This is a genomic window from Terrimonas ginsenosidimutans (assembly GCF_022012415.1).
In the GTDB taxonomy this organism is placed as follows: Bacteria; Bacteroidota; Bacteroidia; order Chitinophagales; family Chitinophagaceae; genus Terrimonas_A; species Terrimonas_A ginsenosidimutans.
In genome coordinates, this window is the sequence record NZ_JAKLTR010000005.1 from 192,115 (window position 1) to 213,493 (window position 21,379).

General features: G+C 45.3%; 14 protein-coding genes. 7 read left to right on the plus strand and 7 right to left on the minus strand.

Going from position 1 to position 21,379, the window contains the following annotated elements:
* Positions 1 to 52: 52 nt before the first annotated feature.
* On the plus strand, positions 53 to 2,017 hold the full coding sequence (locus tag LZZ85_RS09805; RefSeq protein WP_237871123.1) for a M1 family metallopeptidase: 1,965 nt from the start codon (positions 53 to 55) through the stop codon (positions 2,015 to 2,017).
* Positions 2,018 to 2,227: 210 nt separating this feature from the next.
* A complete protein-coding gene (locus LZZ85_RS09810; RefSeq protein WP_237871125.1) occupies positions 2,228 to 3,076 on the plus strand; it encodes an alpha/beta fold hydrolase in 849 nt (282 codons plus the stop codon).
* 74 nt (positions 3,077 to 3,150) lie between these two features.
* On the opposite strand, the gene LZZ85_RS09815 is transcribed toward LZZ85_RS09810, so the two are convergent.
* Together LZZ85_RS09815 and LZZ85_RS09820 are read right to left on the minus strand one after the other, a co-directional pair.
* Positions 3,151 to 4,065 carry a hypothetical protein gene (locus tag LZZ85_RS09815; RefSeq protein ID WP_237871127.1) on the minus strand — a complete coding sequence of 305 codons (915 nt, stop codon included), beginning with the start codon at positions 4,063 to 4,065 and terminating at the stop codon, positions 3,151 to 3,153.
* Between the two features lie 17 nt (positions 4,066 to 4,082).
* A complete protein-coding gene (locus LZZ85_RS09820) occupies positions 4,083 to 4,976 on the minus strand; it encodes a hypothetical protein (protein ID WP_237871129.1) in 894 nt (297 codons plus the stop codon).
* 263 nt (positions 4,977 to 5,239) lie between these two features.
* Between LZZ85_RS09820 and LZZ85_RS09825 the strand changes: the two genes are divergently transcribed.
* A complete protein-coding gene (locus tag LZZ85_RS09825) occupies positions 5,240 to 6,334 on the plus strand; it encodes a DUF695 domain-containing protein (protein WP_237871131.1) in 1,095 nt (364 codons plus the stop codon).
* A 111-nt stretch (positions 6,335 to 6,445) separates the two neighbouring features.
* On the opposite strand, the gene LZZ85_RS09830 is transcribed toward LZZ85_RS09825, so the two are convergent.
* Entirely contained in the window at positions 6,446 to 12,025 is a 5,580-nt protein-coding gene (locus tag LZZ85_RS09830; RefSeq protein WP_237871134.1) for a PKD domain-containing protein, read from the minus strand.
* A 1,206-nt stretch (positions 12,026 to 13,231) separates the two neighbouring features.
* Here LZZ85_RS09830 and LZZ85_RS09835 point away from each other — a divergent pair.
* Positions 13,232 to 14,545 (plus strand): DUF418 domain-containing protein, encoded by a 1,314-nt coding sequence (locus LZZ85_RS09835; protein WP_237871136.1) that lies wholly within the window; start codon positions 13,232 to 13,234, stop codon positions 14,543 to 14,545.
* An 89-nt stretch (positions 14,546 to 14,634) separates the two neighbouring features.
* On the opposite strand, the gene LZZ85_RS09840 is transcribed toward LZZ85_RS09835, so the two are convergent.
* Complete coding sequence (locus LZZ85_RS09840) at positions 14,635 to 15,693, minus strand: DUF4932 domain-containing protein (protein WP_237871138.1); 1,059 nt, start codon at positions 15,691 to 15,693, stop codon at positions 14,635 to 14,637.
* A 175-nt stretch (positions 15,694 to 15,868) separates the two neighbouring features.
* Between LZZ85_RS09840 and LZZ85_RS09845 the strand changes: the two genes are divergently transcribed.
* Positions 15,869 to 16,924: a sensor histidine kinase gene (locus LZZ85_RS09845; protein WP_237871139.1), complete on the plus strand. Its 1,056-nt coding sequence runs from the start codon at positions 15,869 to 15,871 to the stop codon at positions 16,922 to 16,924.
* The gene (locus LZZ85_RS09850) at positions 16,921 to 17,643 is read left to right on the plus strand and encodes a LytR/AlgR family response regulator transcription factor (RefSeq protein WP_237871141.1); all 723 of its coding nucleotides are present in this window, start codon (positions 16,921 to 16,923) and stop codon (positions 17,641 to 17,643) included. Before LZZ85_RS09845 ends, LZZ85_RS09850 begins: the two co-directional genes overlap by 4 nt.
* A 223-nt stretch (positions 17,644 to 17,866) precedes the next feature.
* On the opposite strand, the gene LZZ85_RS09855 is transcribed toward LZZ85_RS09850, so the two are convergent.
* Positions 17,867 to 18,313 (minus strand): SRPBCC family protein, encoded by a 447-nt coding sequence (locus LZZ85_RS09855; RefSeq protein ID WP_237871143.1) that lies wholly within the window; start codon positions 18,311 to 18,313, stop codon positions 17,867 to 17,869.
* 112 nt (positions 18,314 to 18,425) lie between these two features.
* Between LZZ85_RS09855 and LZZ85_RS09860 the strand changes: the two genes are divergently transcribed.
* Positions 18,426 to 19,415, plus strand: a complete 990-nt coding sequence (locus LZZ85_RS09860) for a GlxA family transcriptional regulator (protein WP_237871146.1) — start codon at positions 18,426 to 18,428, stop codon at positions 19,413 to 19,415.
* A 103-nt stretch (positions 19,416 to 19,518) separates the two neighbouring features.
* Here the strand turns inward: LZZ85_RS09860 and LZZ85_RS09865 are convergent, their stop codons facing one another.
* Positions 19,519 to 20,256 carry a LytR/AlgR family response regulator transcription factor gene (locus LZZ85_RS09865; protein WP_237871148.1) on the minus strand — a complete coding sequence of 246 codons (738 nt, stop codon included), beginning with the start codon at positions 20,254 to 20,256 and terminating at the stop codon, positions 19,519 to 19,521.
* Positions 20,240 to 21,364, minus strand: coding sequence for a sensor histidine kinase (locus tag LZZ85_RS09870; RefSeq protein ID WP_237871150.1), 1,125 nt, complete (start codon positions 21,362 to 21,364; stop codon positions 20,240 to 20,242). Before LZZ85_RS09870 ends, LZZ85_RS09865 begins: the two co-directional genes overlap by 17 nt.
* Positions 21,365 to 21,379: the final 15 nt, after the last annotated feature.

The window sequence follows — 21,379 nt, forward strand, 5'->3', positions numbered from 1 at the left end:
CCCTCTTTAATCATTCGCGGAGGTAGCATCCGCTCAAAACAACACAATCAACATGACGAAAGCAAGGCTCGCATGGGCAATGGGAACATTGCTGGTAGCAGGTACGCTCAACGCGCAGCAACCAGCAGCCACCCAATCGAAATATGACCCACATGCGTTATTCTCCCCCCTTTTCTACACACAGAACGGCAATGAATACCGCGCGGCAACCGGCGAACCCGGACCATCTTACTGGCAGAATAAAGTGGATTACCAGATCAATGCAAAACTGGATGATACAAAGAATGAAGTAAGCGCGACTGTTACTATCACTTACAAAAATAACAGCCCGCTGAAACTGCCTTTCCTCTGGCTTCAGCTGGATCAGAACCTCTTTAATAAAGATTCACGCGGACAGGCAAAAATGCCTGCAACCGGCCGCAGCCGTTATGGTGATGCAAAAAGCGGATTCGATGGCGGATACAAGATCAAATCAGTACAACTGATCAATGGTGCTACTGCGAGTGACGCAAACTATTTGATCACTGATACAAGAATGCAGTTGAAACTCGCCAATGCTCTTGCGGCAAAAGGCGGCACACTGAAATTCAGGATCGAATATTCTTACACTGTTCCTCAGTATGGTGCTGACCGTACAGGTATTCAACCAACAAAAAATGGCGATATCTATGCGATCGCCCAATGGTTCCCACGCCTCTGCGTGTTTGATGACGTTCGTGGATGGAATACCGATCCATATCTTGGCGCCAGCGAATTCTATTGTGAGTATGGCGACTTTGATGTAAACATTACTGCTCCTGCTAATCATATTGTGGTTGCATCTGGTGACCTGCTGAATCCTTCAGAAGTATTTACGGCAAAACAATTGCAGAAATACAACCAGGCAAAAACAAGTGATGCTACAGTGATCATCCGCGACAGCGCTGAAGTGACAGATCCTGCATCACGTCCCTCAAAACCGACAGTGACCTGGAAATACAAAATGGTCAATGCGCGTGATTTTGCGTGGGCATCTTCCAAATCATTCATCCTTGATGCGGCAAGAATGAACCTGCCTGGTGGTAAAACCGCTCTGGCGATCTCCGCTTATCCCGCAGAATCAAATGGTAAAAATGCATGGGGCCGTTCAACAGAATATACAAAAGGTTCTATTGAGAACTATTCAAAAAGATGGTTCCCTTACCCTTATCCTGCTGCAGTGAATGTGGCATCCAATATCGGTGGCATGGAATATCCTGGTATCGTATTCTGCAGCTATCGCGCACGTACCGCGGGTTTGTTTGGTGTGACTGATCACGAGTTCGGCCATACATGGTTCCCGATGATCGTTGGTAGCAACGAAAGAAGATACGGCTGGATGGATGAAGGTTTCAATACTTTCATTAATGGTATCGCTGAAAAGGATTTCAACAATGGAGAATATGCCTCTCCAAAAAGAAGTCAGCATGGAAACCGCCTGTTCAGTGCGAACATCGAATCAGTTTTGAATACACCAGATGGCATGGCTGAAAGAAATATCGGAAGCCTTCTCTATAGCAAACCAGGTTTCGCACTTGGACTGCTGCGTGATGAAGTGCTTGGACAAGAACGTTTTGATTTCGCTTTCCGCAAATACATCAGCGACTGGTCATACAAGCATCCGACACCAACAGATTTCTTCCGCAGCATCGAGAACTCAGCGGGTGAAGATCTCGCATGGTTCTGGAAAGCTGTATTCTTTGAAACCTATTCACTGGATCAGGCAGTAAACAAAGTAGAATATCTTGAAAATGATGTGAAGAAAGGCGCGATCGTAACGATCGATAACCTGGAAAAAATGGCGATGCCGGTTACCATCGAGTACACTACAGCAAGCGGTAAAGTTGCGCGTAAGAAATTGCCTGTTGAGATCTGGCAGAACAATATAAGCTGGAAGGTTTTACTTCCAACAGAAGAAGAAGTTACCAAAGTGGTGATCGATCCTGATAAAGTATTACCTGATGCGAATGGTGCGAATAACACCTGGAGTAAACAATAAGACTGATTTTTTTAGTTGTGGATCCCATCCTGCTTAATTGCGGGATGGGATTTTTTTGTTAGGTTGAGTCAGGGTTTATAACCTGCGGTAAATTTTTTAACTTCCCTTACTCAAAACAACCTGCATGGCCTTTGATAAGGCCACACCGTCATTAATTTTTGATTGATAAAGTTGAGAGTTTCGATATTCATATTAATAATAGTCTATACTATGGCATCTTGTGATAACAGCCAGGCCGATTATTCTTTTGTGGCCGTGAAACCTTCACAGACGAGATATTCTTCCGTCAATGGACTCCCGATGTATTACGAGATCTATGGTAAAGGCGATCCTCTTGTTTTGATCCATGGAGGAGGATCTACCATTGGAACTACTTTTGGCCGCGTCCTGCCTCAGCTTGCCCAGTCACGCCAGCTCATTGCAGTCGAATTGCAGGCGCACGGGCGTACGAGTGACAGAGATGCGGATCTCTCCTTCGAGCAGGATGCGGATGACGTGGCAGCATTACTGCATACTATGGGAATAGTGAAGGCAGATTTCTTCGGGTTCAGTAATGGAGGTACAACGGTTCTGCAGATCGCAATCCGCCATCCTCAACTAGTAAACGCACTCATTCTTGGTTCTGCCCTGGCTAAGCGCGATGGAGCTCCTGAAGGTTTCTGGGAATTCATGGATCAGGCGCAAATAGAACAAATGCCTGAACAATTAAAAGAAGCATACAGGGACGTTGCGCCCGATACGAACGGATTGCAGATCATGCATGACCGCGATGTAAAGCGCATGGTGAACTTTAAAGATATACCGGATTCCGCGTTAAGCGGTATTCAATCTCCTGCCCTGATCATGATCGGTGACAAAGACATGATCTTACCCGAGCATGCTGTTTGGCTGAGTCGCCTGATACCGAATGCCAGACTTGCGATCATCCCCGGCGGACATGGAGAATATATCGGAGAAATAACCACGCTAAAACAGCCAGAAAAAAAGGATTGGGTGGGAGCGAAATTAGTGGAGGAGTTTTTAGATGGCTTAAAACAGCGCAGCAATCAACAGCATTGATCAATGCTGGACGCAGCTGGCAGACCGCTGATGAAGCTGGTGCCTGTTTAAATTTGATCTAAGCCGGCTTGAACCTAGTAATACTTAATCTCGCGGACCTTCCGGTACACCGCCGGTCCGTTGAACCCTTTCCAGCTACTCGTAGCAGTGACCCAGTTGTTATAGCTATCGAACGTATACACGGTCGTGATCACCGTGCCTGACGCTCCTACCTCCCTGATCACATTCCCCCATTGATCAAATTCTGAACTGTATTTCTTTACCTTATTGTCATTAACAGTAGTCTTAAATTCAGCGATCTTTTTGCCGTTCGCATACTCCCAGGTGTAGGATACGTCGGTGCCATATTTTCCTGCGAACTCCTTTATTTCCTCTTTTACTTTATTTCCCTGTTCATCATATTCAGCCGTCACTCTTCTGAATACCTTATCGTCTTTATTATAGCTTGTAGTGGAAGTTAGTTGGTTCTTGCTATTGTAGATATATTCCAGCCTTGAAGACAAATCACCTTCGCCATCGTAATAGACGCTTTCTTTGATCTGGCCGTCTTCGCGATATTTTATTTTTTGCCTCCAGTTCAGCTTATCTTTTTCATCATACATGTTCACCTCAATCTCTTTACCATCCGCATCATAAACAGGTTTCCATGTATAATGTTTCTTTTCCTTTGCTTTACCGAATTCACTTTTTTTAACGCTCAGCCTGTTGTTTTTATCATACCTGAAGCTATACACTTTTCCGTAGTCAAAGTTTTCTTCCCTGGTAGAGGTAGTGAGAAGTCCCTCTTTGTTGAAAGCACAGGATTCTCCAAAATAAAAACCATCTGGCTCCAGCTCTCCAAACATCTCTTTCATCCAATGGGCTTTGATCGTGGCCGATTTAACAGACCCTTTCAGATTGTTTTCTGCGATCGTTAGCAATTCGGTCTGTGCCTGCATATGTAAAAGCAACAGGAAAGAAAAAGCAATCAATGAAATTCTCTTTTTCATATTTATAGCAGGAAAGGTTAATAATATTTTATACTTCTTTCAATGATGTATTTACGCTTATTTTTGAAATAGTTCCATTCGCGTACAGACATTGTCCAGTTATTCCGGGTATCGTAGGTGTACTTATCTTTCTGATAGTTATCGGCATTCGTAAATTCGTTGGTGATATTCCCGAACGTATCATATTCTATTTTGGTGTCCTCGAAACTTTCACCGTCTGGAAGGGATTTCTTTTTCAGGATCACGCGGTCCTTGTCGTCATATTTATTGACGTAGTATACGAAGGATATCAGCTTTTCATAAGTGAAGGTAATTTCTTCCAGCAGCAATCCTTTGTCGCTAAATTTATATGTTGACATTTTCTTTTCTTCTCCCTTGGCATTAGATGTAGTTTTCTCATCCAGGTATTTCTTTTCATTGTAAGAAAATGTTTCTTTTTCCCGCAATGTCCCATCACCGTTATATAAGCTTGCTGTTATCAATTGCCCCTGCTCATTATATTTCTTTTTGAGTTTAGTTTCAAGCGCGCCTTTTTTATCGAAAGTATTCAGTTCTATTTCCTTCCCGTCGGCATTATAAATGGCCTGTACCAGGGTTGCCTCGCCGTCTTCATCTTCCTTTTTTTCGATCAGGTTATTGGCCTTATCGTATTTATATGTTGTCCTGGTAGTGGAGCTCCCTATGACGAGTTTAGAAAATGTCAAGAGTCCGTCTTTATTGTACTCCTCCGTCTCTGTCATCTGGATGGATTGTTTGGTCAACTCCCCAAACTTTTCCTCAGCGCGGTGGTAAACAGTTGTGATCGACTTTACAGCTCCCTGCAGATTGTTAGTTGACCGATCGATTTTCTTAAACTGCGCTGAGGCAGTCATATTTAGCAGAAAAAGCAGAAATGGAATAAATAGCTTCATGTGTTGCAGGGTTTACCGCTATTGGTCAAAAGTAAACAGCGGATGATAACGCTAATAAACGGACTATATTTCATTCTTTCAAACAGGGAACTCTGCTCCTGGAAATATTTTCCGGACCGGATAATTTTGTACCTCTTTGGGGGTATTGATCTGCCAGATCAGAATCTTTATCAGTAGTCTCACGCTACTGCGGGGAACCTTACATATGCAAAAATTACCTATATTGTTTACCAAACCATCCTTTTATAAAATTCAACCCCACCATGAATTTCCTGAAAAGATTTTTCGGTAAGAAAGACAGGCCTGTAAAAAATTATACAGACTTCTGGAACTGGTTTTTGACGAGGGAGAAATTTTTTTTCGCTACCGTAAAAAAGAAAGGAAATATCGAGAAAGACTTTTTTAATGATCTCGCTGCGAAACTTGCTGAATTAAAAGAGGGCTATTTTTTTCTTACTGGCATGTTTGATGACGATACAGTTGAACTTGTGTTCACTGCAGATAGTAATCTCAATAATATTGTTTTTGTGGAAGAACTGGTAAGCAGCGCTCCGGGAATAGCAGGCTGGAAATTTACCGCCCTGAAGGCTGCGTTGAATGTTAACGATATCGGCATCTCGATGGGTGGATATAAATTCAGTGCGGAGACGCTTTCCTTCTACAGCGAGATTGATGACAGCTATCCTGACGAGATCAATATCACTGTTTGTCATCCGGATTTTACTGAAGAGAACAAAAGTGTGATCTCAAATGGTGTATTCATTTTTCTGGAACACATACTGGGTGAACTTGATTTCGTGAATAACATCGATGAGGTGCATGTGACCAGCCACAACCTCGCGAAGCAGGAGTTGATCCCCATCACGAAGCTTCAGGGATTTCTATCCTGGCGCCAAAGAGAGTTTGTAGAGAAGTATGAAGATGCAACGTATGATACGGAGGTAAATGATCGTGCTATCCTCGAAGCAAAACTTGAAAACGGCAATGCGCTCATTGCGACGATCAATACAGAATTGTTGCGGTGGGACAGGAAGGCTTCGCACCCGTGGGTTGCAGTGCTGGTAATAAAGTACGATGGCAGTAAAGGAAATGGCATGCCGGATTCTACCGATTATGAGCTGTTCAATCAGGTAGAAGAAAAGATTCTGGCGGCCCTACCTGACCATGAGGGGTATCTCAATATTGGCAGGCAAACTGCCGATGGGATCCGTGAGATCTATTTTGCCTGCAGGGATTTTCGTAAACCTTCAAAGATATTTTACCAGGTTCAGCAGGAGCTGGCTTCACGATATGATGTTTCCTACGAGATCTATCAGGACAAATACTGGAGAAGTTTTGAACGATTTCACAAAGAATAAACAAGATCACCTGAAGAGCATTCCTGCCGTCTTACCGGTTGATTACTCATCGGTAGGACGGCAGGAATAGTATAATGCATTTTTGAAGTCTTGTTCTATTCTTTAAGCCGGCTACCTGATCAGAACGACCGTTCCCTTTCTGAACGCCCTTTCTTCACAAATCGTTTTCGCTTCAATCCAATATACATAAGCATCTGGCGGCTGTGGCTTGCCGTTGAACTGCCCATCCCAGCAATCGTTTGGATTGGTGGTGGTAAACATAACCTGACCTTTTCTATTGAATATAGAAAGTCTGAAGTTCGATACATTTCCCCATGCTTTTGCACCGAAGCAATCATTCTTTCCATCGCCATTTGGTGTAAACGCGTTGGGGAGCTCAAAACTTCCATCGCCAATGCTGCGGTCTACCACAACCTGAATACTATCACGTGCCTGACAACCGTCAGCCGAAGTGGCGAGAACATAATACGTGCTTGTAGTAGACGGTGTAACGGTGAGAGCAGGTGTGATTGCGCCATTTACCGCGGGATCTGTTGAACGCCACAGGTAAGTACTTGCTCCTGATACGCTGATATGTGAGATTGCCAGTTTGCAATTGATATCATTATCTTTTGTCTTGACGAGTTGTGGGGTTGGATAAATAGTGATCTTGCCCATTGCAGATGTATCGCCACAACCAAAAGAGTTTTCAGCAAGTACGCGTATGTTTGTCACATCACTCAACGTACTGTTCGCCGGTACGCGGATCTCAAGATTGAATGGATTGGTCGTACTGCGGATCTGACCGTTAACATACCAGTAGAAAGACACGGGGTCGCTGCCGGTATAATTATAGGCTGCGTTCAACCTGATCGTTGTATCACGTACACAGGTGCCGAGATCATTTGGCGTGAAACTGACATTTTCCACAGTATTTAATACAGTGATCATCGTGATGCCGGAATATAAACCCTGGCAGGCACCATTCTGTACCAATGCGCGATACCAGGTAGTTACCATCAGGTCTTTATAACGGATAAACAGGCCGCTGTTCTGAACAGGCATCCAGCTTGCCCCATTGTTGATGGATGTTTCCCAGCGGACCACTTGTCCAAGCTGGCCCGACAGATAGACCGTTCCATCATTTTTACCCCGGCATATCGTCGCATTGGTTGAGGTATTACCTGCAATAGTACGCTCAGAGACTGTTACAGTAATGCTATCGTTCGCTGTACATCCATCGATCGTTACGGCTGCATAATAAATACCATTGTGGGTAATATTTCCGTTTGGAATAACCGGCGACTTGATCGTGCTCGTAAAGCCGTTTGGTCCGTTCCACTCATAGGTAGCACCACCGGTAGTGGTCACTTCAGCATTTAAGAGTATGGTCGTTCCTTCACAAAGCGGCGCATTGGTTGATGCCATAATGGAGTAAGGAGCAGTATCGGTCAGCAGGAATGGTCCTGCAATATTCGAGTTGCATCCGTTGCGGCTTACGAGTACATCTGTGTACACTCCCGCTGTCATTCCACTGATGATCACGCTTCCTGAATTATTTGCCGTCACTGTTTCCGAAACAATGGCCCCTGCATTTTTGCGATAGAAGACGGTATATACCTGGTTTGCGATCAATCCGTTTAAAATGATAGAGCCTGTTGCGGTGCCGCAACCGATCGGATTGATATGTGAACTGCTGGTGATATTTGGTAATGGGAGGATGGTTACATTCAAAGATGCTGAAGGTGAAGCACAGCTTCCAGTCACAGACGTAACGGTTAAAGTGTATGTACCGGCCATAGCCGCCGTTGCATTTGGGATCTCAGGGTTCTGCTGATTACTGGTGAATCCGTTTGGTCCTGTCCATGCATAAGAAAGCGCACCGGCAAAGGTTGATGAAGAGGTAAGCCGGATCGTTTCATTCAGACACGTGGTCACTACTGCCGGTAATGTCGGCGCCAGTGGTCTGGGATGGATGAGCACATTGACAGGCGCAGCGGGCGAAGGGCAGTTGTTCAATGTTGCGATCACATTATATGTACCGGCGGCAGCAAGCGATGCGCTATTGATCACCGGATTTTGTTGTGTACTTGTAAACGAGTTTGGCCCTGTCCAGGAATAAACAGCTCCGGCTAAAGAGGTCGCATTCAGCTGGAAGCTCTCCCCCTGGCAAACAGGCCCTGTTGTGCTTGTTGCCGGTGCAGCTGGAGGATTCGGATCGGCCAGCGTAACAGATGCGATCGTATTCGATATACATCCCGCTAACGTCACATAGATATCAGTATATACCCCGGCAGTGAGAGCTGGGATGATCAGGTTTCCACTTGCATTGGAGATGATCGTTGTGGTTACAGGGGTTCCATTTTTCAGGTAACGGACGATGTAGGAGGTTGACGGGAATAACCCGATCAATGTGATCGTTCCTGTAGAAGAACCGCAGTTGGTCGGATTGGTAAACGAATGACCGGAGATAGCCGGAATGGGGTTTACTACAACAGGCACCGAGGCTGAAGGCGACATGCAGCTTCCCGTTGCTGATGTAACCGTTGCGTTATAGTTCCCGCTCATTGCGGTAGTAGTGTTAGCGATCGATGGATTCTGATCAGCACTTGTAAAACCGTTCGGGCCAGTCCAGCTGTAGGTAACCACACCAGGGAATGATGTATTCGAGGTTAAATTTATTGTTTCTCCGGCACAGATCGTAACGGCGTTTACAGTAGTTGGGGCAGCGGGTCGCGGATAGATCAGGACGTTCAGCGGCGCCGGTGCCGACTTACAGTTGTTCAGTATCGCAATTACATTGTAAGTGCCGCTTACATTGGCATTCGCCGGATTGATCACCGGGTTCTGTTGCGTGCTTGTATAACCATTTGGACCAGTCCAGGTATAGCTGACGCCTGGTGTTGCGGAGCTTGCGTTCAGGCTCAATGATCCGCCTTCACAGAATGGTGCGTTGGTAGCTGTGGTCGGCGTTGCAGGTGGATTCGGATCGGTAAGTGTATACGGACCAACGGCATTGGAGGTACATCCATTTAGTGACACGCGGATATTATCATAGGTGCCTGCGCCCAGTGCTGAGATCAGCAAGGATCCTGAAGCATTTGACATAATATTTATCGATACAGGCGCGCCGTTCAATGTATACTGAACATTATAAGTGGATGACGCTGTCAATCCATTAAGCGTAATTGTTCCGGTTGTACTCGCACAATTCAAGGGAGCCGTGAAGCTGCTGCTGCTGATCACAGGCACGGGATACACATTCACGGTAATCATCGCACGGCTGCTTTCACAATTCGTGGTGTTGTTGATCTGGCTCACATAGTAAGCCGTACTGCCAATACCTGTTGTTACAGGAGTTGGAGCTGTCGTTGAACCGGAGCCACCGGTAGATGCGCTATACCAATTCAATGTATGTCCCGGTGCAGCCGTTGCACCAAGCGGTGTTGCCGCATCTCCCTGGCAATAATTTACTACGCTTACTACTGGTGCTTGTGGGGTAGGATTTACAGTGATAGTGAACGATGATTGTGCAGAACAGCTATTTGACATCGCTGTTACGGTGATGACTGCAATGCGCGGCGTAGTGCCGGTATTGATGGCGGCAAATGAATTGATGCTGCCGGATCCGTTTGCAGGTAATCCTATGGACGTGTTATTGTTTGTCCAGCTGATGATAGCGCCCGGAGTTGTACTTGTGATGTTGAGGTTTCCGGTGGTCTCTCCATTACAGAATGCGGTGGATGGGGGAACAGAAAGGTTAGCACTGGAGCTGATCGTGAATTGCCGGGTAACTGTTGTTGTGCCACATTCATTTGTGACTGCAAGACTTACGGTATGTACTCCCGGAGTGGTAAAGGAGATGGTACCCGGGGTTGCGCTGTTTGCATTGCCTGATGGTGCGCCGTCAAACAGCCATGCGTAGGTAAGAGGAGATTCACCGCAGCTGGTGATGGTTGGTTGAGGCGTATAGTTGACAATGTCGCATGCATCAGGAATAGTTGGTAAAACAACGGTCGGCTTCTGTTTTACTTTGACAACCTGCTGGGAGGTTGTATTACCGCAAGGGCTGTTTACCGTAAGTGTAATAGTATAAGTGCCCGGGTTGGTAAACGTGAAAGAGGGTGTTTCCGAATTGGCATTTGTCCCGTTGGCAAATGACCAGGAAGAGCTGGTGCCACAGAAGCCGGAAGCGTAGGCAACAGTCCAGTTATAATTGGTCACTCCGCAAGTGGATTTTACAGATGTGTTTGTTGCGTTAACAGTGGTGCCTGCGCAGACGGCAAGGTTATCGAGTGTGAAGTTCGCAGTGGGCTTTGGTGTTATACAAACTTGTTTTGTGATGGCATTAGAGCCGCAGCCGTTATTTGCAGTCAATGTTACGGTATAGGTTCCCGCAGCGGCGTAAATATGCGCGGGGGGATTTGTCAATGTGGAGGTTGCTCCATCGCCAAAATCCCACAGATAAGTGGTCGTTCGTGAGCAGTTTAAAAAATAGCCCGCTATTGTTTGATTGGTAAAGGAAAGGGGTTGACCAACACATCCTGGAACCGGCGAGGTTGAAAACTCCGGTTGAGGTTTTTTATAAACCAGGATCTCAGGACCGACAAACTGTGTAGTCTTACAGTAGTTTGTTGTGGTTAGTATTGGCTTGATGCTGCCATTAATACACGAAGACGCAGTATAGGTATGCTGGATGACCTGGTTTGAATTGGTTCCATTGATCGGATGGGTAAATTCCTGGAAGGTTCCGTCTCCAAAATCCAAGCGGTATTTAGTGCCGGGAGAGTTTTGTGCCCAGAGACCGATTTCCAGTTGTACCTGAATGGATTCGCAGCCAGAAAGTTGTCCGGAAGTACCGAGGCTGGCGTTTGGTTCTACCTGGTTAGCCACCGGATAGGATTTCTGAGAAATGCATCCATTAGTGCCGTTGGCGGTGATCACCAGATCGAAAGCTCCAAGTTGTGTATAGGTATGGCTCCGAGGAAAGCTTCCCAATGTCAGACCAGTTTCAATAGTTCCATCTCCCCAATTCAATGTATACGTGGCAATGCAGGACAGATTAGGAGAAACATTGTTAACTGTTAGCGTAAAGCTTGAGTTGCCTGGTGAGGGAGCATTGTCACAATTGCTGAAGGGGGAGAAAATATCCTGGTCCTGTAGTTCAACAATAGGAGCCTGTTTGATTGTGATGGTATGGCTGACAGTAGCTGTACACCCATTTGCGTCAGTGACGCTCAATGTCACCGGGAAGTTTTGTGTGGCACAACCTAATGAAGTAAAGACATGACTGGGGTTTGCCGCAGTAGAAGTGCCGCCATCCCCAAAATTCCAACTGTAAGTATAGGGAGCCGTACCAACCGACACATTGCTTGTGAAGTTGACCGATGTGCCGGAACAGGCATTATTTGTAAAAGTAAATGTCGCAATGGGAAGAGGACGGACGTTTACGACAACAGGATTGGCCGTTTGGGAAGCCCCGCCAACAGTATAGGTGACTGAATAAGATCCGCTTGTATTTGCTGTAAAAGTCTGTCCGGTTGCCCCGGGTATCGGTGTATTGTTTTCCAGCCATTGCCACGGCGCCCCAGCCGGAGCGGTCAGCGTAACAGTTTCGCCCTGGCACAGGTTCGTTGGGCCGGAGACAGAGATGTTTTGGGCAAAAGAACAAATGCCGCAAATCATTGCAGCAAAAAAGAAATAGATCCTCATAAATAGTTAGTAGGCCTTGGTGGGCTTGTAAGGGAAATAAGATAGGTAAAATTCTCAGGCTTTATGCTATCTCCGGGGGTAAAAATCGAGATTTAATTTGAGTATTGCTATACAGGCAGGTTATTAATTCTTTATGATGAAACCGAAGCTGGTCGTGCGTTTAATAAGTATCTGAAAACCAAACCCCGTTAAACTACTTACGCTGTTCATCAGGCTAAAAATGCTGAATTCTCCGTTTTCAACAGATCTTCTGAAAGCGTGGACAATATAGGATCAAGCGTAAAAGTTGTGGGATGGTTGTTTAAATGTTTAATGGTTTAAAAGTTTAAAGTTATTGTTTTTGCTTCGGGCCCTCGCCTGATGTAATCAGGCTTGGCGGTATGCTGCAAACGGGTTATTATCACTTGTCCACTTACAGGTTTTTAAGCGATAGCTGTCGGATCGGGCACAAAAACGTGAGCACGCCTTGAAGCGATAAATGCTCCTTAGATACGACATTCTGGCACGCCAAGCCAGCTGATGTGTTGACTGATGATAATCATTCAGGGTCAAACTTCGCGTGTTTTTGAAATGCTTGTTAGTCGTCGTTAGTCCGTCTCTTGGTCGTCCTTTGGTCGTCCAAAGTTTGACGGGATTTTAGGCAGTGAAAAATCGTGACAAGCTGACACGCTGAGGGTGATAAATCTTTTGAGCGACTGGCCCAGGTTCCCTCCTCCGCTTCGCTACGGTGAAAGGGCCGCCAGAAGTTTATGCGAGCGATGCTCATCCGGAACATTTCACCCCAAGCCATTTGTGGACCATCCCCCAACTTTTCAACATGATCCCTCCCTTCCCCCAACCTTTGTTCCTGATCCAGTATTTATCTGGATAACAGAGAACATGCATATTATTCCCGGCAGTTTAACAAAATGCAACAAGGCTGGGAACCGAGAGGCCCCGTTTAAGACTTAGATTGAAGTCTATCGTTTCAGGTTATTAACTCAATAATACCTGATCTCCCCCCACATTTCCGTACACCCCCGGCCCATACACATGTACAAAACCTAATCCGGTCATTATATCCGCCTTCTCAGAAATTGTCCGTGTGGAAAATCGAAAATCTCTCGGAAAATGCGTAATTAATCCTCACGCGAACTTTTGTTTCATCTGAACTTTGATGCCTATCCCTTACAACTTCTTCGTCTTTTTCCCACCAAAACTAATCAGATGTCAACCTCGTACATTTCAGTCGCACCTGTAAACCAGCAGGATCGTATTACTCTTATCGACAGCCTCCGCGGTATCGCCATCCTGGGGATACTGTTAATGAACATCCCCGGCTTCGGGTTACCATCCCCACTTCACAATGGCGACCTTGCCGTATTAAACGAAACCGGTGCAAACTTCAAGGCCTGGTATTATGTGTCCATGAGTGTGGAGGGAACGCAGCGGGCACTCTTTTCGATGCTTTTTGGGGCAGGCATGATCCTGTTCATCAGCAGGAAGGAAAAGAATGCGGAAGGACTGATCCCCGCTGACTACTTTTTCAGAAGGCAACTGTGGCTGCTGGTATTCGGGTTGTTCAATGCATTTGTTCTTTTGTGGTTTTGGGATGTACTGTATCATTATGCCATCGCCGGAATGATCCTGTTTGCGTTCAGAAAGCTTTCTGCGAAGTCATTGATCATCGCGGCGCTGATCTGCCTGGTGCTGCAATTCGCCAGGGAGAATGTCAATTTCTACCGGGATAAGAGGATCGTAACCACAGGAGAAATGCTTGCAACCAGGGATACATCTGTTTTGAAACTAACTGAAGACGAATCTGCCCAACTTGGCGCGATGACGGAAATGAAAGAGAAAAGCACTGTTGAAGCGAAGCGAAAAGCGATGGAGAAAAGTCTCCGGAAAGTAAGAGGCAGTTATGCTGAGCTGTACGAATACCAAAGTGAGCGAAGCTTTCGTGGTGAAACGGCCGGCTTGTACTATTTTATCTGGGATGTTCTTGTGTTCATGTTCCTTGGTATGGCCTTCTACAAAAATGGGATATTGACGGGAGTTGCATCAACCAAAGTGTACTGGCTGCTATGCCTGGGAGGATTAATCCCCGGATGTATACTGACCTGGTTTTACCTGCAGCATTATATCGATCTGAATTTTGACAACTATCAGATCGCGAAATCTGTTAGGTTTGATATGTATGCGATTGCCCGTGGATTGAGATCTGTTGGCATTTTAGGATTGATCATGTTGTTATACAGGTCGGGTTTATTCAAATGGTTCTTTGCATTGATGAGGCCCGTGGGGCAAATGGCATTTACAAACTATTTGACGCAATCGTTCTTAATGGGCTTGTTCTTTTATGGAGTTGGTTTTGGTATGTTCGGGAAGTTGCAGCGGTATGAGATCTATTATGTGGTGGTAGCGACATGGGTATTACAGATCATCTGGAGTCATATCTGGTTGCGGTTTTTCCTGTTCGGTCCGATGGAATGGTTGTGGAGGAGTTTGACGTATTGGAAAAGGCAGCCGATGAGGAAGTGAGTTAGCATACAGGTTACCGTAGTAATTAATATCGCGGAGCATACCCGATCGGCCAGGGTGCTCCGCGATATCAATATCATCTTCCTGACTTACTTTCCAGGATGTTTTTTCTTCAGAAATACAAGTATTTCGGGGAAGAACTCGGCAAACGTTTTATACTTCTTTCCCTGTACATACTTCTCATGGATAAATGATTCCAATTCTTCCACATAGATAAAATCGCTTAACAGTTCTCGTGCAAGTTGTTTTTTGTAAGCGCGCTCGCTCCTGTACTGGCGATATAAAGTAGCTGTAACAGCTCTCACAATATTTTCATCGAGACAATACCGCCAGTTTCCGATAGTGTTCCTCTTCATTCCTTCATCGTCTTTGTTGAAAAGATAACTGAGCTCGTCGATCTGTTTTTCATACTTATCAAAAAGGCCATTGACATAAACATGACTGCCTTCATGGAATACCAGATTGTCAAAATCCCGGAACTCAAAAACAGGATCGCTTAAAGAATCTCCATCTCTTTTAAAAAAGCCGGTATTGTACACGATCCAGTCGGAAAATGGCGGATTCAGCGTTTTGGTCATGATGGCATGCGAGCCCCAGCTATTCAATGGATCGATGCAGATCCACCAGCGAACATCAGCGTCATACTTATAAAAGCCCTGGAGCTTTTGGACCAATCCTGCTGAATCAACCTTCGTTTTCAATTCATCGCCCCATTTTTTATAACGGCTGCTGTGTTGAAGAAAGAAATCCCAGAATTTCGTTTCATTAAAAAAGTCCCGGCACAGGTTAATATATTCCTTCACATTCTCTTTCCCATAATAATCATACCAGCTGGTCTGTTCCGGTGTATAGATCTTTATCTCGGGGAAACCACTCATACACCAGCCGAGTTCAACCAGGTCGGTATACACTTTGCCAAAGCCGGCCACTTTCTTAACAGCCGGATGATCTTTGTAAGGCGAAAAATAGGCCATTGCCTCTTTCGTATAGGCAGATGGGTTGGGTTTTGGAAATTGGTTGGCAAGGATCTGAATGATGGTGAAGAGTTCCACTCCGGGATGAACATCCACTTTTAGTTTGTCCTGAACCTGTGATCTTACACTTGAAAAGCCGAAACAGGCCAGGAGAATAATAAATGTCTTTTTCATGAGCTATTTTTTGTAAAAGTGCATCTCCGGCCACGCCTGTAGAAAACTGATTGATGTAAAACGTTTTTTTGCTGATCAAACAAGGGACAGGCGTTTAGTCAATATGATTTGCCTTTTCGTCAATGAAAATGCGGGCTCCGGGCGAGATGAGACTTCTGCGTGATATCTTTACCGGATGAAGCGGAAGTACATCGTTGGATTACATATCTTATTCTGGACATTGCTGATAACAAATAACGTGATCAATTCCATTGCGGCCACCCGTGCACATAATACGGTCATCGATAGTGCTGTGATCTTTAAGGACATTATGCTTGTCGCAGGGTATAATTCAATCATGATACTTTGTTTTTATGGCAGCTATTTCCTGGTATCACCGGCACTGTTCCTTCGTAAGAATTATCTCAAAGCCCTTCTGATGACGGCAGTACTGTTATTCTTGATGACAGGTTGGCGATACCTTCTTGAATTCTGGTTTTTTAAACCCGTGCTGGGCTTTGATAATTACAAGGGAAATAATGTATCAGTCAGCTATTATGTGAGCAATATTTTCTGGTATTATTTTCCCAAGTATTTTGTTTATGGTCTGCTGTATTTCTCTGCCGAGAACTGGATCCGTAACCGGAACAGGCAGGAAGCTTTGCAGCGCGAGAAGCTGAGTACGGAACTTGCATTTCTCCGTTCGCAGATCAATCCGCATTTCCTGTTCAATACGATCAACGATATCTATTCACTGACGTATCAGAAATCGGATGAAGCTCCGGTGGCATTGTTGAAGCTGTCGAAGATCCTTCGTTATATGCTTTATGAAGGAGCGCGTGATAAAGTGCCGCTTCATCATGAAGTGGAATACCTGAATGATTTGGTTGAGTTGCAACGGATCGGTTCAAAAGGGCTTGCGAATATCAGTTTTGAGATCGAAGGATATGTTGGCGGGCAGGAAGTGGCTCCGCTATTGTTTGTGGCGTTTGTTGAAAACGCATTCAAGCATGGTGTTTTGAACGACCCTGATAAACCGGTATGTATACAGCTAAAAGCCTCCAATCAGCAGGTTGAATTCTCCGTGTCGAATTCAACAGTAGTATCCGGAACTCAGAAAGATCAGACAAGTGGGATAGGATTGAGTAATATAAAACGCCGGCTCGAACTGATATATCCCGGAAAACATGAACTGATCATCAGCGAACAGGAACGCTATTCCGTATATCTAAAAATCCAGTTAGGATCATGACATTAAAATGTTTGATAGTCGATGATAAGCCGCTCGCGATCGATGTGCTGGCAGACTATGTCAGTAAAACATCTTTCCTGGAACTGGTTGGAAGCACAACAAATCCTGTGGAAGGACTGGATATTGTCCGTAAAAAGAGAGTGGATCTTGTATTCCTGGATATACAGATGCCGGAGCTGACTGGTCTGCAGTTCATCAGACTTTGTCCTAAAGAATGTATGTTTATCCTTACAACAGCGTATTCAGACTATGCGCTGGCCGGATACGAATATGATGTGGTCGATTACCTGCTCAAGCCGATCGCTTTTGACCGGTTTTACCGAGCAGCGGAAAAAGCACTGAAGCAGGCAGGAGCGGTAACTGGTAACCAGGCCGTTCAAAATATTATCAGCGAAACGAACGATTTTTTGTTTGTAAAAACAGAGTATCGCATTCAGCGGATCAACCTGGCAGAATTGCAATATGCGGAAAGCCTGCAGAATTATGTGGCATTGCAGACGGTTGATGGCAGGATCCTGACTCTTCAAACACTCAAAGCGGTGGAAGATCAGTTGCCGGTGAAATATTTTCAGCGGGTGCACAGGTCTTTCATTATTGGGTTACGACATATTAGTAGTGTGAAGCGAAGCCGTATATTGATTGGTGATAAAGAGATTGGTATTGGAGATAAATACAGGGATGGATTTTATGAGGCGTTAGAGAGGTGGCGGGGGACGTGATGTCAAGGGACGCGGTTTGTGAGATGGCCGATGGCCGATGGACGATGACCGATGGCCGATGACCGATCGCCGATCGCCGGATTCCGCAGTTTGATACATCCCGAAAAAAGCCGGGAATTTCTCTTAGGAAGATTCTTTAAGCTACGATAAGCCCGGGCCCTGGCTCGCAGTAGATTGTATCAACCGTTGGTTTGCCCCTCCCGCCCCGGAAGATCAGGAAACATCAATTCCAGTTATCGATCTTCACATCATACGGATCGGGGTTTCCTTTCCCTGTTTCTATGAATGATTTCAAACTCATCAGAAAGATCGCCCACTTCGTACTGCAATGATGCATGAACTCAACCGGTTCTTTCCAGTTCAAATGTTTGAAGAGTACGATCACATATTCACCATCTTCCTTTAACTCAAATTGAATAGTCGTGGGCATCCACTCTTCGGGCCCTTCCGCCAATTCCCATTTCACCAGTGTTGGTGCATTCAGTTCCGTGACCCGCATATCAAATCCACCAGCGCCGAAACGGAACTGGATGATATTTCCGACTTTATCTCCTTCTCCTTTTGTATTGGAAGTCCACCAGCCGGCAAGACCGTCCTGGGTAGTCAATGCCTTGTAAACCTGATCGATCGATGCTGATCTGATCCCGACTTTGTGTAAGATATCTGCCATGGTTGAATGATTTTTCTCAAAATTATTGTCTGTTCCTGACTTTGGTGCTGTGTAAAATGGACAATCTCGCGGGTTGATTTGGACAGCTCAGATCAGTATCTTTAAATAAAAGATGAAACATATCTCCATACTTGTGCCTGACGGTGAGAACAACCTGAGCAGTATTGTGGGAGCGTATAAGATCCTTACGCGGGCGAATGCATATTTCATGGAGAATGGCGGCCGGGATCTTTATAAGATCCAGTTGGTAGGGGTGAGGGAAGAAGTGGCGTTTCATGGTGGATTGTTCACGGTGAAGCCGCAGGTGTTATTGTCATCGGTATTGCGTACCGATCTTATTATTATTCCTTCGTTGAATCATAATTATCAGCAAACGATAGAGAAAAATGCAGCCTTGATCCGCTGGATCGATGAGCAGTATAAAAACGGAGCGGAGGTGGCGAGTATTTGCACCGGTGCGTTTTTGCTGGCAGCATCTGGATTGCTGACTAACAGAACATGTTCTACGCATTGGGCCTTTGCGAATACATTCCGAACAATGTTTCCGGAGATCGATCTGCAGGAAGATAAGATCATCACCGATCAAAATGGGATTTACACCAATGGAGGAGCATATTCGTTTTTGAACCTGATCATTTATCTCGTAGAGAAATATTTTGACAGGAAGACAGCGGTGTTTTGTTCGAAAGTATTTCAGATCGAGATAGACAGGCATTCACAATCTTCGTTCATTATATTTAAAGGGCAGAAAGAACATGATGATGAGGTGATCAGGCAGGCGCAGGAATATATAGAGAAGAATGTACAGGAAAGGATCTCAATGGAATCATTATCTTCAAAATTCTCTGTGGGCCGTCGCAACTTTGACAGACGGTTTATTAAGGCAACCGGTAATACGCCGGTGGAATATGCGCAGCGGGTGAAAGTGGAAGCAGCGAAGAAGGCGTTTGAAACGAATCGAAAGACGATCAGTGAAGTGATGTTTGAGGTGGGGTATACGGATGTGAAGGCGTTCAGGGAGGTGTTTAGAAGGGTAACGGGGATGTCGCCAATGCAGTATAGGAATAGGTATAGTAAGGAGGCGTTGAGTCCGGCGGTTTAGCTGGAAGTGGGATGGTGTTTTCTGATCAGCGGGAACCTACGCAGGTCAATTAAAAAGATGCACCCAAGCAGAAAAAGAGTATCCCCAACCGTCCTCTTCCATTTCACAAACCCTGCAACATCTTTAACACCTGCATCCTGTATAACTTCCCAACCGGCAATTTAACGCCTCCGATCTCTATCTGCTCCGATGTGAACGAATTGACTTTATCGATGCCCGCAATGAACGAACGGTGTATACGAATAAAACGCTTATCAGGCAACACAGCCTCAAGCGCCGCCATTGAATATTTTGTGATCACGTCACCATCAGTAGTCCGGATCTTTATATAATCTTTCAGGCTTTCTATATAAAGGATCTTATCCAGGTATACTTTCATCATTTTCCGTTCGGCACGGAAATACAGAAACGGCGGTTCGTTAAGTGGATCAGCATTCGTAACAAGTGATGATTCCGTAGCAGCTGTATCATTTGAAGGTAATGCTTTCATCACTGCTTTCAGGAAGCGTTCAAATTGAACAGGCTTCAGCAGGTAGTCTGTAACATCCAGATCGAATGCCTGAAGTGCATATTGTTCAAATGCGGTGGTTAAAATGATTTTTGGTAAGGATGAAATGCTTTTGATCAACTCGATGCCGGAGATCTTGGGCATCTGGATATCGAGAAATAACAGGTCTATGGGTTGTTGCTTTAATCTTACGATCGCTTCAACAGCATTGGAGCATTCTCCGGCGATCGCCAGCATCGGTAACTGTTGTATGTACCGGCGGATCACTTCCCGCGCAAGCGGCTCATCATCTACGATGAGGCAGTTATATATCCGGTTATGTAAGACTGGCATCGCTGAGTTCGATTTTCAGATGAACAAAAAACATTTCCTCTTCTTCGCTGATCTGCAAATTATGTTTTTGCGGGTAAAGTAAGCCGAGCCGCTTACGGGCATTGGCGATGCCGATTCCCGGTTCAGTGTCGGGCTTGTTGTTGTCTTTCCCATTGATTAGTTTCATTGATAAATGATTTCCATTCATTTCAATGGTGAGACTGATCCATGGTTGTTCGATCATTTTACTTGCGCCGTGTTTAAAGGCATTCTCTACGAAAGGCAACAGTATCAATGGAGCTATCGCGGCGTTGGTATTATCCGGAATAGCTATGCTTAACTCAAGGGATTTGTCATAGCGGATCGCCTCGAGCTGAATATAGTCATTGATCATCTGCAGTTCTTTGTTCAGCGGAACGGATGCCTTACTGCCTTCGTACAGCATATATCTCAGCATTCCTGAAAGCCGCATGATCATGCCGGAGGCTTTGATTGATACGTCCTGTGTTAAAGAGTAAATATTGTTCAGCGTGTTGAACAGGAAATGCGGATGCAGTTGTGCTTTCAGCATCTGCAATTCGGCATTGATCTTTTCCTTTTCCAATGTCAGGGCTGCCTGCTGTTTTTCATAAAAGCATTTCATCAGTTTGATGGCTGCGGCAATTCCGCCGATGGTTACGGCGCCGCGTAATCCAGCCAGCATTGCCACTCCGATAGAGATCGAACGCGGTGTGGTGGGATGCTGCGCGATCACTGGCGAGATCGAGCGGGTCATTGCAAATCTCACTTGATCTACTACAGTGATTGACATCAGTGCTGATAACAACGCTGTCGCCAGAATCAACACAATCGTCGCGAACATGGCTGTAATGTATCTTCCCGGGATCACGAGTTTAGTGATCACACCGTACATCAGCGAATAGGCAAGGAATAATTGCGGGACCAGGTAAAGTACCGTTTCAGGCAATGTGAGATAGATCCTTGTCCAGAAATTCTGTTGACTCAATACCGGGGAAGGCGTGAATGAATACAGGAATAACTGGAATAGCAGCCATACGATCCAGAAGCTCAGGTGCCGGATCCATTTCCACCGGGATTCATTGGAAAATATAAAGGGTAAAGCGGGCAAATCAGCGTGATTTTG